The organism is Marinomonas shanghaiensis (assembly GCF_003259175.1).
Lineage (GTDB): Bacteria > Pseudomonadota > Gammaproteobacteria > Pseudomonadales > Marinomonadaceae > Marinomonas > Marinomonas shanghaiensis.
The window spans coordinates 402697-418022 of the sequence record NZ_QGOK01000003.1 but is presented as its reverse complement, the minus strand read 5'-3'; the positions used below and the strand labels follow the sequence as shown (position 1 = coordinate 418022).

16 protein-coding genes are annotated in these 15326 nt (G+C 43.9%); 7 read left to right on the top strand and 9 right to left on the bottom strand.

Translation table 11 applies throughout. The annotated features are described in order from the left end of the window. Positions 1–9: 9 nt before the first annotated feature. Positions 10–282 (bottom strand): hypothetical protein, encoded by a 273-nt coding sequence (locus DKT73_RS02345; protein WP_111636971.1) that lies wholly within the window; start codon positions 280–282, stop codon positions 10–12. A 331-nt stretch (positions 283–613) separates the two neighbouring features. Between DKT73_RS02345 and DKT73_RS02340 the strand changes: the two genes are divergently transcribed. Beyond that, positions 614–1861 (top strand): tyrosine-type recombinase/integrase, encoded by a 1248-nt coding sequence (locus DKT73_RS02340; protein ID WP_111636970.1) that lies wholly within the window; start codon positions 614–616, stop codon positions 1859–1861. A 16-nt stretch (positions 1862–1877) separates the two neighbouring features. On the opposite strand, the gene DKT73_RS02335 is transcribed toward DKT73_RS02340, so the two are convergent. From DKT73_RS02335 to moaC, 3 genes are read right to left on the bottom strand one after another with little or no spacing between them, the layout of a single operon-like run. Next, complete coding sequence (locus DKT73_RS02335) at positions 1878–2327, bottom strand: molybdenum cofactor biosynthesis protein MoaE (protein WP_111636969.1); 450 nt, start codon at positions 2325–2327, stop codon at positions 1878–1880. Continuing rightward, entirely contained in the window at positions 2328–2582 is a 255-nt protein-coding gene (locus tag DKT73_RS02330; protein WP_111636968.1) for a MoaD/ThiS family protein, read from the bottom strand. Continuing rightward, on the bottom strand, positions 2575–3057 hold the full coding sequence (gene moaC / locus DKT73_RS02325) for a cyclic pyranopterin monophosphate synthase MoaC (protein ID WP_111636967.1): 483 nt from the start codon (positions 3055–3057) through the stop codon (positions 2575–2577). Before moaC ends, DKT73_RS02330 begins: the two co-directional genes overlap by 8 nt. A 119-nt stretch (positions 3058–3176) precedes the next feature. Here moaC and DKT73_RS02320 point away from each other — a divergent pair, with 119 nt between their 5' ends. The 3 genes from DKT73_RS02320 (at position 3177) to trmJ (ending at position 7891) form a co-directional block, all read left to right on the top strand. Then, positions 3177–5678 carry an EAL domain-containing protein gene (locus tag DKT73_RS02320; RefSeq protein WP_111636966.1) on the top strand — a complete coding sequence of 834 codons (2502 nt, stop codon included), beginning with the start codon at positions 3177–3179 and terminating at the stop codon, positions 5676–5678. Positions 5679–5742: 64 nt separating this feature from the next. Next, positions 5743–7053, top strand: a complete 1311-nt coding sequence (locus DKT73_RS02315) for a J domain-containing protein (protein WP_111636965.1) — start codon at positions 5743–5745, stop codon at positions 7051–7053. 55 nt (positions 7054–7108) lie between these two features. Then, positions 7109–7891 (top strand): tRNA (cytosine(32)/uridine(32)-2'-O)-methyltransferase TrmJ, encoded by a 783-nt coding sequence (gene trmJ / locus DKT73_RS02310; RefSeq protein WP_111636964.1) that lies wholly within the window; start codon positions 7109–7111, stop codon positions 7889–7891. Between the two features lie 100 nt (positions 7892–7991). Here the strand turns inward: trmJ and efpL are convergent, their stop codons facing one another. The 3 genes from efpL to DKT73_RS02295 form a co-directional block, all read right to left on the bottom strand. Further along, the gene (gene efpL, locus DKT73_RS02305) at positions 7992–8564 is read right to left on the bottom strand and encodes an elongation factor P-like protein EfpL (protein WP_111607846.1); all 573 of its coding nucleotides are present in this window, start codon (positions 8562–8564) and stop codon (positions 7992–7994) included. A 172-nt stretch (positions 8565–8736) separates the two neighbouring features. Further along, positions 8737–9099, bottom strand: a complete 363-nt coding sequence (locus DKT73_RS02300) for a nucleotide pyrophosphohydrolase (RefSeq protein ID WP_111636963.1) — start codon at positions 9097–9099, stop codon at positions 8737–8739. Positions 9100–9102: 3 nt separating this feature from the next. Continuing rightward, positions 9103–10257: a M14 family metallopeptidase gene (locus DKT73_RS02295; RefSeq protein WP_111636962.1), complete on the bottom strand. Its 1155-nt coding sequence runs from the start codon at positions 10255–10257 to the stop codon at positions 9103–9105. Positions 10258–10294: 37 nt separating this feature from the next. On the opposite strand from DKT73_RS02295, the gene DKT73_RS02290 reads away from it, so the two are divergent. Both DKT73_RS02290 and DKT73_RS02285 read left to right on the top strand, forming a co-directional pair. Continuing rightward, positions 10295–10810 carry a hypothetical protein gene (locus DKT73_RS02290; RefSeq protein ID WP_111636961.1) on the top strand — a complete coding sequence of 172 codons (516 nt, stop codon included), beginning with the start codon at positions 10295–10297 and terminating at the stop codon, positions 10808–10810. Between the two features lie 103 nt (positions 10811–10913). Next, the gene (locus DKT73_RS02285; protein WP_111636960.1) at positions 10914–11399 is read left to right on the top strand and encodes a putative 4-hydroxy-4-methyl-2-oxoglutarate aldolase; all 486 of its coding nucleotides are present in this window, start codon (positions 10914–10916) and stop codon (positions 11397–11399) included. A gap of 27 nt (positions 11400–11426) precedes the next feature. Here DKT73_RS02285 and DKT73_RS02280 read toward each other — a convergent pair whose 3' ends face one another. Continuing rightward, positions 11427–12038: a MarC family protein gene (locus tag DKT73_RS02280; RefSeq protein ID WP_111637176.1), complete on the bottom strand. Its 612-nt coding sequence runs from the start codon at positions 12036–12038 to the stop codon at positions 11427–11429. 266 nt (positions 12039–12304) lie between these two features. Here DKT73_RS02280 and DKT73_RS02275 point away from each other — a divergent pair, with 266 nt between their 5' ends. Next, positions 12305–14206 (top strand): HAMP domain-containing methyl-accepting chemotaxis protein, encoded by a 1902-nt coding sequence (locus DKT73_RS02275; RefSeq protein WP_111636959.1) that lies wholly within the window; start codon positions 12305–12307, stop codon positions 14204–14206. Positions 14207–14280: 74 nt separating this feature from the next. On the opposite strand, the gene rluC is transcribed toward DKT73_RS02275, so the two are convergent. Continuing rightward, the gene (gene rluC / locus DKT73_RS02270) at positions 14281–15252 is read right to left on the bottom strand and encodes a 23S rRNA pseudouridine(955/2504/2580) synthase RluC (protein WP_111636958.1); all 972 of its coding nucleotides are present in this window, start codon (positions 15250–15252) and stop codon (positions 14281–14283) included. Between the last annotated feature and the right edge of the window lie 74 nt (positions 15253–15326).

The following is a 15326-nucleotide window of genomic DNA, read 5'->3' as shown; positions in this document are numbered from 1 at the left end:
CAGCTTAGATTATTCAGCGGACTGAGCACGTAACGTATTAAACTGGCTTTGCAGTTCAGCATGTTTCGCTTTATAAACCGCTGTTTTTTGATCTGCCGTATAAGCACCGTTTAAATCAACACTGGTGTCCACATTAGCGCCCATATTCTCAAGCGTTACACCAAGTGCTTCTACGCTGCCTCTGGCACTTTGCAAACGATCGGTTGAATCAGAAGCAAACGCAGACGTTGCCATAACAGAAGCGGTAAAAAAGGTAATGGCTGATTTAGAAAAAGTTTTCATATTTGTTTCCTCAGAAGTCTTTAATTAATATAAAATTTGCAATTCATATTTTGTTTCGATGAATTCATAATAGTCTTTTAATTTTATTTAAAAACCCCCAAACCTTATCTTCCACCTTTGTTCCAAATACGAATTAATAACCATCAAATTGCACAAAAATCACACCGAAGAAGATGAAATCAAAAAAAATGAGGCACAAAGCCCCTAGAATGAGGAAAAAAAAGACACAACATGGCTATCGAATGGAGACTAAACTGGCATCATGCGACAAATCAGTGGGATACATCGAAAAATTTGCTAATATAGGCCATCAATTTGGATATAAAAGATTATGACACCGCTTGCTTTAATCGACAATTTGGAACATTTGCCTAACCCTTTTACTCAGTTTGATAGCATTGTTGCCCATCTGACCACAGCCACGCCTCAGCTCAATGACCCTGAGTATCGCAGAGACCTTCAGCTTGCCTTGTGTTTTATCTACAGCTACAACGGCTCTCAAGCGACGTTTAATTCATATCGTCGAGAAGTGGAACGATTACTGCTTTGGTCATGGAACATCGCCAATTGCCCAACGACTCAATTGCGCCGCGATCAAATTGAAGAATTTATCCATTTTTGCATCACACCACCTGAGAGTTGGATTGGTATAAAAAATGTGGCTCGGTTTAAATTACACATGGGGCAACGAACCGCAAACAAAGAATGGCGACCGTTTGTGGCCCATGTCAGCAAATTAGAATTCAAAAATGGAGACGTACCAAAAACAAAACTGCATTCTTTGTCTCAAGCAGCCATTCGTGCCACGTTTTCCATTTTATCTTCCTATTACGGCTTTCTTATGCAGGAGGATGCTGCGCAGCAAAACCCTGTTGCCTTAATTCGACAAAAAAGTAAATTTGTTAAAAAAGAAGTGACTCGTAAACAAGTTCGACGCATTTCCAATCTGCAATGGGACTATGTGATTGAAACCGCAGAAATGCTGGCAGAAGAAGATCCTGCTCAGCACGAACGAACCTTGTTTATTATGAATGCCTTACTCGGCATGTATTTGCGAATTTCAGAATTAGTCGCCGATGAACGATCGGCGCCAGTAATGGGTGACTTTATAAAAGACGCCGATGGGCATTGGTGGTTTAAAGTGCTTTCGAAGGGCAATAAAGAGCGCCTAGTGGCGGTATCAGACGACATGCTTAACGCCTTAATTCGATACCGTCGTTTTCGCGATTTACCCACACTCCCCACCATCGCGGAAAATACACCTCTTGTGCCTAAGAATCGAGGGCAAGGCGCCATGACCAGCTCACGACAGGTACGCAACATTGTCCAACTGTGTTTTGACAAAGCCTATGAGCGCATGTGTGAAGATGGCATGAGAGCCGATGCCGACGACCTCCGTGTTGCAACCGTTCACTGGTTACGACATACAGGCATATCAGAAGATGTAAAAACCAGACCCAAAGAACACGTCAGAGAAGACGCAGGGCACGCTAGCATGGCGACAACAGATAAATACATTGATACAGAATACCGAGAGCGCCACGCAAGCGGACGAAAGAAAACCCTTCGCCCTCATTAATCGCGAACACTCTGCATTAGGGTTTCCAGCGTGCTAGGCTTACTTCATCACGGTCATTGGCTTCTACCCAATGACTGTTTGCCCCTTGGGACTCTTTTTTCCAAAACGCCGCTCGGCTCTTCAAATAATCCATTATAAAATCGCACGCTTGAAACGCTTCTGCACGATGGGCGGCACTGACACCAACAAACACGATTTGGTCGTCCACCGACAAACGGCCAACACGATGAACGACACAAACATCAAGCAAGGGCCAACGCGCATTAGCCTCGTCAACAATCGTTTGCAAATTACGCTCAGTCATCCCGGGATAATGCTCTAGCTCAAACTGGCAGGCTTCGTTTGGTAAATCGGAGAACTGGCGCACCAACCCCACAAACATAGCCACAGCGCCGGTCTCGTTGGCTTTTAATAAGCGCTTATACAGCGCATCAACGTGAAAATCCTCTTCTTGTACTAGAATCATTTAACCCCCTGTTACTGGTGGAAAAAACGCCACCTCTTTCACCAATTCAGTCACTGTGTCTGAGTCTCTGGCAAACTCAAAGTCGATAGAAGATTGAATTCCCTTTTCAAGCAGCGCGCTGCCTTGACTCAGTTGGCGTGCTAACAGGTGCTTTAAATCCCCTATACTTAATGGCAGAGTTGTCTCAACCACATATTCACTTTGGCCGATGCGCTCTTTTAATGAAGCAAAAAATACGACCCTCACCTTAGACATTGTTGTTACTCCAATCACCACTCTTGCCACCCTTTTTTTCTAACAACGCTACTGTCTGAATCACAATACCTTTATCCACCGCTTTGCACATATCGTAAAGCGTTAAAGCAGCAATACTTGCTCCAGTTAATGCTTCCATTTCAACGCCGGTTTTACCCGATAAAGAACAAGTGCATAACACCTCTAATTCGCAATCACTCACCACACTAATGTCCACAGTGACTTTCGTCAGCATCAAAGGGTGACAAAGAGGAATTAAGTCTGCGGTTTTCTTTGCCGCTTGAATACCTGCAATACGCGCCGTAGCTAACACATCCCCTTTGGGTAAACCGCCTTCGATCACTTTCTTTAGCGTCGTAGGTTGCATTAAAACAATCGCCTGAGCGGTCGCCGTTCGCTTAGTGATGTCTTTGTCTGAGACATCCACCATGTGCGCATGTCCTTGGTGATCCAAGTGGGTGAGTTTATCGCTCATAAAAAATCCTAAACAGTATACATTGATTAAAAATGTCGCCTATATTTTAAGAAAGCCAGCCGTATTGCAAGCAAAGTCTTTTAACCGTAACCCAGTTAATCCTAAGAGGCCTATCAGGAATGACAGCCAATCCCCTTTTATTGTGTCTTGTACTACTGGCTCAACTGTCAGCGCAGAATGCCTTTGGAAGCGACGCATACACGCCATCTGTTATTCCCACCTTCAAAGAAATGACCCCCATGAGCGCTGAAGAGGCCTTATTAAGCGATGCATTTAACGACGATCTTTACGCCGAATCACAAAACTTCTCAGAAAACGCTTACTGGCACAAACTCACTTTTCCCAAAACCACAACGCAAGAAAACACACAAAACCTTTACCTTACCTTAAGCTACTTCATCATAGAGCACTTAGACTTTTACTTATTCCATGATGAACAACTCATATCACACTGGAAAAGAGGCGCATTACAAGATTGGGGAGAAGACAATAGCCATTACAAGGGTATCTGGATCCCTATCACACTGTCCGATCAACACAGCACAAGCCTGATTATTCGCAAACAAGGCAATCACCCCCTACTCACCCCCATCAAGCTGATGGATGGCACGACAGCGGCAGAACAAACAACGCATAAATTAATCTTTTGGACCTTCATAATTAGCACGCTAACGATCCTGCTGATCTATAACATTTTTCTTTTTGCTTTATTGAAACAACCTGGCTTTATTTATTACCTTGGTCTGAACCTGATTATCTTTGTTTCACTCTCCGCACTTACCGGCTTTAATCGATGGATTTTTTCACAAACACTCAGCCAGTGGATCACGACCAACCTCTTTGTGGTTTTTGGGCTAGGTGCATGGATCCTATTTCGTTTTAGCATGCACTTTTTAAAAGACATTCAAATACCCGCCCCAAACGCTTTCCTCAAAAAGTACGGTGATTGGCTCTTTATCACTTTTTTGCTCAGCACACAGGTGTTTTCAGTCAAAACATTCGCGCTATTTTTTGCCTTCATTGAAATTTTTCTCTTTTTTATTTGCATTGCTTGGGGAATAAAAGCCTACAAAAAAGGCTTTCTGCCAGTGCGTTTTTATCTATTCTCGTGGTTTTTTTTACTCACGGGTAGCATATTAAATACCTTTATTTTTTGGAAAATTCTCCCGATAACCCCCGTAACAGAATCGATCTTTCCCATTGCGTGCATTTTGCAATTGCTTGGATTTGCTTTCGCTTTTGCAGATAAGGCCAAACAAATGGAGCGTGATCGTCGAACTCAAGCGCTAACAGATTTAACGACCCAACTGCCTAACCGAGCCTATTACTTCGACATGCTCCCAAGCCAAATACAAAAACAAGGCCTAAGCGATCAAAAGCTGGCTCTGGTCATGATAGATCTAACGAACCACCAAACGTTAAGCCAAGCGTTCGGCCCAGCAAAAGCGGACGGCGCCATGTGTGACATTATTTTAAAGCTCCACCAGCAAACCCAAACTATGGAAGGGTTATTGTCTTTTTCACTGGCAAACAAAAAAACGACAACACTCATCCGCATGACAACCAAAAAAATCATCTTTATCAGTACGCACCCAGACGCCCTTAAAACGCAAATTCAGCAAATACAAAACACACTAGACCACCCAACCCGGGTGAATAAAGTGCATTTTCGGCATCAATATAAAATAGGCAGCGCTCTTTACCCTTCCCAAGGTGCCGATCTTGATAAATTGTACCAACACGCCCTTATTGCAAAAGATTCTGTCACTTATTCATCCGGACATTGGCTCCCCTTTACAGACAATCTAAAAAACAATCACGCTCATCAGCTTCGTTTGATTACCCTATTAACGGAAGACATCGAACGCGACATCCTTTACTTCGATATTCAACCGCAAGTGGACCTTTTAACAAATAACATCACAGGAGGCGAAGTGCTCATTCGCTGGAACAATGTCCATATGGGGCAAGTCTCACCGAGTGAATTTATCCCACTTGCAGAACAAACCGGTCTTATCTATAAACTCACTGATAAATTGCTCGAAAGTGTCTTTTTATGGGCATCACAGCACCCCAAAGCGCTCTCCACACAACGCTTATCGATAAACATTTCAGCGCTAGATCTATTACAGGAAAACTTTGCTAATCGCATTTTGGAGCTCTTAGATAAGCAGCAATTAGCGGCTAGCAAGTTCACCATAGAAATCACCGAAACCAGTGTTTTTCAAAATAATGCCGTTGTACACAACAACGTAAAACAACTACACCAAGCAGGTTTTAAGCTTTCTATCGATGACTTTGGTGTCGGCTATAGTTCCATGCAAAATCTTGTGGCGTTAGAAACCGATGAATTAAAAATAGATCGATTCTTTATTATGAACTTACTGGATGATGCGCAAAGTCAGATCTTATCTCGTAACATGATAGACCTGAGTAAAGCCCTCAATATCACCAGTGTCGCCGAAGGCATTGAATCTGAAGGCATACTGCAATTATTGAAAAGTTGGCACTGTCAAGTTGGTCAGGGATACCATCTCTATCGCCCTATGTCCCCTACTGATTACCTTACGCTTTTGGATAAAACAGTTCCGCCTTTGTCAGCGCCAACAAATCGTGCATAATGCGTTGAGTATTTATGTATTCACCCCATCTCACGACAAAAAATGGTTATATAGCTGACATCGCATGAGCCTAATAGACGATTATCAACTGCTGGAAATACCCACGACCGCCAGCGAGCAGGAAGCTAAAATCGCGTTCAGACGGTTGGCTAGACGCTATCATCCTGATAAAAATCCCGACAAAAACACAACGGAGCTTTTTCAACGCCTGCAGGCCGCCTACGAAAATGTCACCAATGCCATTCGGCAAAGCGCGCAAGTCACGGATTGGAAGCCCTTTACCTTCACCAGAGAAAACACCCAAAGCACGACGGCGAAAAACCGCTACACTCACTTTTCGACCGCGACAGACAAAGAGCAAGCGGCCTTTGTCAAAGAGCGTCAACGTGCCTATGAAGAAATGAAACGCAACAACGCGCATCACGAAAAAACCCGTGACGAAGCCATCAAGGCAGCTCGCAATACACTCAATGAAAAACGCGTGAAAGCCTTGTATGAAGAAGCATTCAAAGCCTCAAAAGACTTCAACACTCAAGGCTTTAATTACACCGATAACACCAATACGAAAGACAAAACGGCGGATATACCACCCTACCAATCCTTTGTGGATGAAGATGACGAATACACCCGACCTAGACCGTCCTATTACAACGAGCCGGTGAGCCAACCAATTCGGCTAGATGCCGCTAAAGCCGCTTTTCGAGTCGCCACCTACATCGCCTTTTTTGCCGCAGGAGTTTACAGCACGCTTTATTGGCAGTCCTCAACACAGGAAAGCGCTTCTGACTCCAAATCGACGGCATACATCACAGGTTTATACCCACAATTTCGTATTGGAGTAAGCCACACGTTAAACAGCACCCCACTTTACGCCGAACCGGATGTCTCCAGTGCTCTGGTGCAAACCATCCCAGCACAATCCGACATTCAGAGCATTAAACTACAAGGCAACTGGCTGACAGTGCGCCATGACGGCATGAGCGGCTGGGTACAAGCCAAGAACATTGGCTTTGGCAGTGTGCAACAAGCCATTCAAACGGGCTGCTTTGGTCAGCCAGGCATTGCGCCACAACACGGTGAATTGATAGGTCAAGCGAACGGTAACAGTAGACTGCGCATATTAAACCAGCTTCCAGTACACAGCATACTCACTTTTGAGTCTTATGATGGCAAAGCCCCTTTTTCGATTTACCTCTATGGAAAACAAGCTTACGCGGCCAATTACATTCCCAGAGGTAACTACCGGTTGGTGTTAGAGACCGGTTCCCTGTATCATCACGCCTGTAACCAATTCCTCTTTAACGACACAACCAGAGTCATCTTAGACAAGGTCGATTTCGCTAGCACTGAACAGACGCTCACGCTGTCACCATGACCAGACTACGAAACACGCCACTAAGAGACAACTAACCCTGAGTACTTCAAGACCCATGTTAAGTAATATCCGAATCGTACTAATCAACACCTTCCATCCTGGTAACATCGGCGCCATTGCGCGAGCCATGAAAAACATGGGATTAACCAATCTCTATTTGGTTGACCCAAATGATTACCCCTCTGAAGAAGCCACCAGCCGTGCCGCTGGCGCCGTTGACCTGCTTGAAAACGCCACCATTGTTTCTACACTAGAAGAAGCCATTGCAGACTGTAGTCTTGTGATTGGTACCAGCGCTCGTCATCGCACCTTTCAATTGCCTATCATGAATGCCCGTGAATGTGCTGAAAGCGTGATACCCGAAGCCGTGGATCATAATGTCGCGATTCTTTTTGGCCGCGAAACCACAGGCTTATTAAACGATGAAATCGCTCAATGTCATCGACAAGTGTACATTGATGCAAACGATGAATACCCTGTCTTGAATATTTCACAAGCGGTGCAAATCGTTGCCTATGAAATTTGGATGGCCAACCAAAATACAGAAAAATATCAGAAAGAAACCCCTGAATACCCTCATAAAAAGGACATGGACCTTTTTTACGAGCATTTAGAAGAAACGCTTTATGGGATTAATTTTATTATCCGTAATCACCCTGGTAAAGTTCTGGACAAACTACACCGCTTCTTTAATCGCTCTCGTCCTGAAAAACAAGAATTGGGGATTTTGCGAGGCGTACTCGCTGCCGTGCAAAGGGAAGCGGGTTTAACGGAAGCCAATAATCATCCTGAGAAAAAAGCGAAAGACGCACTCAAAGAAACCGATAAGAACCCATAAACAAAAAGCCACACACCACCAAACGATTTTATGTCGTCTGGTGGTGCCAAAAAAAATGCAGCCTGATGGCTGCATTTTTTTACGCGCAAAAAGAGTAAGCTTACTTCTCTGCACGACCTGCAAATTTACGCTCTTCTACGTTGACCTTAATTCGATCACCAGTAGAGATGTGCTCAGGCACTTGAATCACAGCACCTGTGGATAGTTTAGCGGGCTTGTTACGAGACGTTGCAGAAGCGCCTTTAATGGAAGGATCCGTTTCAACCACTTCTAGCTCAACGTTCGTTGGCAATTCAATAGCAACAGGCACCTCGTTCACCAAAACAACTTGGATACCGTGTGTTTCTTCATTGATAAAAAGCACTTCTTCTTCAATCGCGCTTTTATTCAAGCTGTAAGGCGTATAATCTTCATTGTCCATGAAAATATACTCATCGCCATCAGAATAAGAAAACATAACTTGGCGACGAACAAGATCGGCAAGATCGATCATGTCGGAATCTTTAAACGTCTCATCCAATTTGCGACCCGATACCACATCATACATACGCATACGGTACAAACTACCGCCCGCACGACCTTGTGGTACAGAACGCTCAATGTCTTTTACTATGTACGTTTTATTGTCATAGCTAATAGCAACATTTTTTTTGATCTCACTTGCCTTAGGCATTTTTCTTCGTCCTAAAATTACGTTTTATAAAAATAAATATGGGCACTACATTCATTGCATTTTGTAATGCGAGATCCTAATCCAGTTTGCCAAAGTTCGCTAGATACTAAATCAACATTTACCCGACAAAACTGCCAAAATAACAACGAAAAACGGTCTTAATCCCCACAAACTAATACTGATTGTATTTTTTAGCACTGCCCTTTACTTTTTCTATCGGATAGCGCTCAGCGTTTTTGGCGATTTTTTGTTGCGCTGCGGCAAACAAATCCACGTTCAGTTTATCCGCCAAACGGACAGTAAACAGCAATACATCGGCCAATTCATCGTGCACTGCAGACAATTGCTCAGGGTCTAATTGATAAGACCCTTCTTCTGTCAACCAACGAAAGCAATCAAGTAATTCGGCTGTTTCACCGGCCAAGGCCATCGATAAATTTTTAGGAGAATGGAATTGCTCCCACTCTCTATCTTGGGCAAATTGGCGCATGCTGAGTTTTAACGACTCCAACGAATCTATTTTACCCTCCGCCATTGCTTAATCATTCGCCTTCATATGTGGGCTCATAATCACTTGATAAATAGGATACAAAACATCAGCCCCTAAAATTTTCGCGCGCTCAGGGGACCAACCAACCACTTCATCTGGTAAATTTTGATTGTCTTTAAATGGCATCTCTAAAGTGAAAGACAAACACTTGTAGGTTTCCCCGATCCATTTGGTCGCCACGGTTAAATTCGCTTCGCCAAATTGAGAAGGCGTGTAACCAATGTCTGTCTGAAAATCTGGGCTCACCGCAAGAAAAGCGTCCTTAAACAAGGTTTCCATTGCCTCCATACGCGCATCAAACGACGGCACGCCTTGACAACCATCGACAAAATTCGCCGGCAACGTCTCATCACCATGGATATCTAAGAATAAATCCACCCCTGTTTCAGCCATTTTCTTTTGCACCGCCAATACTTCTGGACTGAATTCTGCAGTGGGATTTTTCCATTCGCGATTCAAGTTCACGCCTTTAGAGTTGACGCGCAAATTTCCATGTACTGCTCCATCTGGATTCATGTTCGGTACCACATAAAAACGGCATTGCTTCAGCAACGAACGCGCGATCGGATGGGACTCATCAAACAAACGCTCAAGCAAACCTTCCACAAACCATTCCGCCATGGTCTCACCAGGATGTTGGCGAGCAATGATCCAAATGTTTTTTGCCAGACCTTGCGTTTTACTCACTTCCAATAGCGTGATGTCACGACCTTCAGCCGTTTCTCCCAAGTGATCCGTAATGCAATCCTCGTGGCTTGCCGCCCAAGCAATCATATCCAAATGGCGTTCGTAGCTGTAAGGTGCAAAGTAAGCGTAATACACGCTGTCTTGCTCTGGCTGATGAGTAATCACTAATTTACCATCGACGTAATCGGTCGGTACACGAAACCAATACTCACGGTCATAAGACGCAACCGCTTGATAATCCACCCAACCACCAGGGTATGCAGCGTCACTGGCATTCTCAAATTGAATGACACACTGCTCACCCATTCCACCCTGCAGACGGAAATAAAACCACTGTAAAAATTTAGAGTTTGTATCATTAGGGATCTTTACTCTAATATTGTCCGGCTCCGAGGCATCAATAACGGAGATGTTACCGCCATCAAACGCACTACTGATCTTGATTCGGCTGGTCATTTATTCTTCCTTAACAATCAAACATTGGTTCTAAATTATGGCAAGTTTACCTATATTCATGACGGCTGTCGCCAATTCTTCTGACGAGCCGGCTTTTCCACTGCTATTCACTTGGTCTACACACGAAGCACAAGTAAAAGAAGTCTTGGTCATACCAGACGACGAATGGTTGGAACATCATCGCATTGAACCCAATGCGCTCGACCTTGATGAACAACAACTCTATGAATTTGGCTACGAAGCCAGCGATATTTTAGCCGAATGGATCAATGAATTTGATACTGATGTCATTTACGCACTTGAGCCTGAATCAATAAGCCTATTGATCGAAGCCGTTTACGAAATAAAGGGCATGGAGCCCAGTTTCGAAGTGCAAAGCATCCATTCTTGGTTTGAAGAGCGTGATGTAGATTTAGACGACGCCGTCGCACAAATCGGCCAAACCACCCCCTTACACTTATTGCCGCCAGACGAGTTAATCATCCAGCTACTGCAAATTGCCGTCGAACATGGGTTGATTGATCCAAGTGAGCTGCCCGCAATAGAAGACTAATCACATTACTGAATAGTCAACATGTGCCAGAATAACTGGCTATTTAATACGCCCCTATTTAGAGTCAAAGACAGTGTTTTTTGATTCTAAAAAGGTGACTTAAATGAAAGATCTCTTACCAGACCTTTGTGATTTATACCAAGAACAATTACAAATCGCCGAGCCCATTTTTACTTCTTATGGGAAACGCTGTCATTTTTATGGACAGGCGGTGACCGTATCCTGCTTTGAAGACAACAGCAGAATCAGAGAACTCGTCAATGAAAATGGCAAAGGAAAAATCATGGTCATTGACGGTGGTGGGAGCAAACGACGCGCACTACTGGGCGACATGCTCGCAGAAAAAGCCGTCAATAACGGCTGGGAAGGGTTTGTGATATACGGTGCCATTCGAGACATAGCAGCCCAATCACAACTCAACATTGGCATTCATGCCTTATGTGCCCATCCTATGCCAACAGAAAAGCGAGGCTTAGGTGACATTGGAAAAACACTTCGCTTTGCCGGCATTACCATCTCTCAAGGAGATTATGTCTATTGTGACCTAAATGGGATTGCCGTCTCAAAACAACCATTAGCCCTTCCTTAAAGGGCTAATGGTTTAAGCCAAAAACGCTTACAAGGCCGCCAATGTATGGGTAAACAGACTGCGAATACCGTTCACCAACATCTGCACCGACATCATCAGTAATAACATCCCCATCAAACGCTCTAACGCGGCTAAGCCTTTTTCTTTCAGTATCCGATTTAATAAAGGCGCCATGGCCAAAATCACCACCGAAATCCCCCATGCTGCGCCAACAGAAAGCAGCAAATCTTGCTGATCATTCGGGTAGCTTTTCACCATCACCAACAGCGTCGCTAAAGTCGATGGGCCGGCCAGCATGGGAATCGAGATTGGCACAATAAAAGGCTCCATCACCGGACCTGAGTCTTTCGTATAGGGCGAAGGGAAGATCATCTTCAGTGCGATGACAAACAACACAACCCCACCGGCGATCGAAATAGACTCCGTTTCCAAATGCAACAGAGCCAAAAACTCCGCACCAAAAAACAAAAAACACACCAATATGATTAGACCAATCAAACCATCTCGAACAACGATCTGATATTGACGTTTTTGCGGTACGCCCTTCATAACCGATAATAAAATGGGAATATTACCAAACGGATCGATGACGAATAAAAACAATAAGGTGGCGGATAAAATAGAAAATTCAGTACTCATTAATGACTCAGTGCAGGCAAGATAAATTCGAAAGCCCATTGTAGCCATCAAAAACGATAAAACAACCGCCATCTTCTTCGATAATTAAAAAGAACGCGGCGCAAAAGAACTTCGTATTAATCCTGTTGAACAACCGATAAACCTTATTTTGTCCATATTTCTCCATTATTACAGTCTACCGTAGACGTTATCATAGGCTTCTTATTTGAAATGATAAAAGTCTCCCTCCGTAATGCCTCCTATCTGAACAATCAAGGAAACAGATAATGAAAAAGTTTTTAGAAAACAGGCTGATTGGTACCAAACTAGGCCTAGGCTTTGGTTCCGTCTTAATACTGGCTCTTATTGTAGGAATAGCCGGAATATCTGGTGTTAATACGCTGCTGAGCCGTGCTGATAAAGTACGTTTATCAAATGATTTAGACGACACGCTAACAGAAGTAAGACAGGCAAGAGAGCGTTTTATGACGTCAGGCGCCAACGCCGATAAAGAGACCTTAATCAATCGTACGGAAACTTTCGGTGCATTCATTGATAAAGCCAAAATCGTATACGATGGCGCAGACATTCGTGAAACCGTAAAAAAAACCGATGCAGATCTCACTGAGTACAAAAAAGCCATCACTGTACTGGCAGACGCTCGACAAAAGTGGGACGCGATAGACAAAAATGCCAACACAATACGCGGCAAAATATTTGATAACTACAGCGACATCATCTCCCAACTAAACCAAAGCAACGACACAGACACCTTAATAGCAGCGCAAAGCATTTCTAGGAACTGGTACGCACTCACCTTCGCCATTAACGACTTTGTGTCTAAAAAGGAAAACATTCCCTTAAAACTGATCACGACGGATTTCCAAGCGGTCGTCAATGATACGCAAAAACTATCTGTTCCCAATGAACTAGAAAGCAAAAAACAAGAAACGCTTTCGCTTTTAAGCCAATACGATGCCCTTGGTAAAAACAACCCCTCTGTGAACAATGAACTGGTTAAATCGCAAGAGAGCATCATGGCGATCGCCAGTAGAATGGATAAAAACATTGACTCGATTACGGTACTGCAAGAACAAAGAAGCAAAGAAGACGGTAATACCATTTCATCCATTCTCACGACCGTTACCGCCATTGCTATATTAATGGGCGTTTTTTTCGCATTATTTATCCGCCACATGATAGTGACCCCAATGAGAGACGTCATGAAAGCGGTCGAAAAAATTGCTTCTGGTGATTTCACGCAACGATTACACACTGACCGCCAAGACGAACTAGGACAGCTCTACAATAATATTGGCACCATGAGTACAACACTCAACACGCTGATTTCAGAAGTCGTTGCAGGCGTGCTTAACTTAAGTGCCACCAGCGAACAGCTAGAAACCATCTCCAAGCAAAGCCAAAAAATGATGCTGTCGCAAAAAGACGAAACCGACCAAGTTGCAACCGCCATTAACGAAATGTCCTCTACCGTGGCAGAGGTGGCTCGTAATGCAGAGACCGCCGCAGAAGCGACCACAGAGACAGATAAAATCGTCAACCAAGGCAACCAACTGGTCTCCGGTGTTGTCTCTTCTATTGGATCACTCGCTAGTGACTTAACGACAACAAGCGAATCCATGGAACAACTAAAAACACGCACCGATAATGTTGGTAATGTGCTAGCGGTTATCAAAGCCGTAGCAGAACAAACCAACTTATTGGCACTAAACGCCGCCATTGAAGCAGCGCGTGCAGGTGAAGCTGGCCGAGGCTTTGCCGTAGTGGCCGATGAAGTCCGTGGGCTTGCCAGCCGCACACAAAGTTCAGCCAAAGAAATTGAAGACTTAATTATTGAATTGCAAAATGGCGCGCAAGACTCTTTAGAGAAAATGTTAACCAGCCGTGATCTATCGACTCGCAATGCAGAACAAGCCAAAGAGGTATTAACGCTCTTTTCCAACATCAGCAAACAAGTGGGCTACATGCAAGACATGGGGCTACAAATTGCGACCGCGTCAGAAGAGCAGTCCCAAGTCTCAGAAGAAATCAATCGAAGCGTTGAAAACGTTCGATTGCTGGCAGATGACACAGCAGAAGGGTCTGCAGAGTCTGTACGCGCAGTGAGTAACTTAAGAACATTGAGTCACCAGTTAAAATCACTGACCGAACGCTTTAAAATTTCTTAATCCTAAAATGGGCAAAAAAAAACCACCGCGTCAAAACGGTGGTTTTTTTATCGAGAACGAAAAAATTCAACCAACTAAGAAAAAATATCGGTTAAATTTTCATTCATTAACGTTTGCCATTCTTTATCAAGCGGCGCCTCAAACAACATACGCTCACCATTAAGCATGATCTCCAATCGTGTCGCGTGAAGACACAAACGCTTAAATCCTAGCGCTTTTGACTCTTTTATCGACTCTGCTGGCGCATACTTGTCATCTCCGACAATGGGATAACCTGCATACTGAGTATGAACACGAATTTGATGCGTACGCCCCGTCACCGGTTCACACTCCACTAAGCTGTATCCCTCAAATTGTCGAACCAACTTAAATCGAGTCAAACTGTCCTTGCCATCAGTGTGAACGCGAACAATACGCTCTCCAGATTGCAGCTCATTTTTTAATAATGGGGCATTAACCTGTAATTTGCGCTTCGGCCAACTGCCATAAACCAAGGCCAAATAGGTTTTCTGTACGCCTTCTTTTTCACGCAACGCTGTATGCAACTCTTTGAGTACAGAGCGTTTTTTCGCCACCATGATAAGACCTGAAGTATCACGGTCTAATCGATGAACAAGCTCAATGAATTTTTCTAGTGGTCGCATTTGACGGATCACTTCCACCAAACCAAAGCTCAATCCACTCCCACCATGAACCGCCAAACCAGAAGGTTTATTAATCACGATTAAGCCTTTGTCTTCATAGACAATGCGCGATTCTATCTCGTTTTTTAAACGATCAGACAGCACTGGCTTGTCCGATTCTGGCGCAATAACAATCGGCGCAATACGCACGATATCGTCGTTTTGAAGGCGATAATCGGGTTTGGTGCGCTTCTTATTGACACGAATTTCGCCTTTTCTTAGCAGATTGTAAATCTTGCCTTTCGGAACCCCCTTGAGAAAAGTAACCAAAAAATTATCGATTCGCTGACCCGTATTATTGTCGTCAATCGTGACGTAACGAACCGCGGGACGCTCTGTTAAATTAAGTTCTGAGTCCGACATAAGCTAAGATTGGTTTCCTTTATAATTGAAGCACTTAGTTTTTACTGTTATATTCACATTCGCAAAGGGTAAGA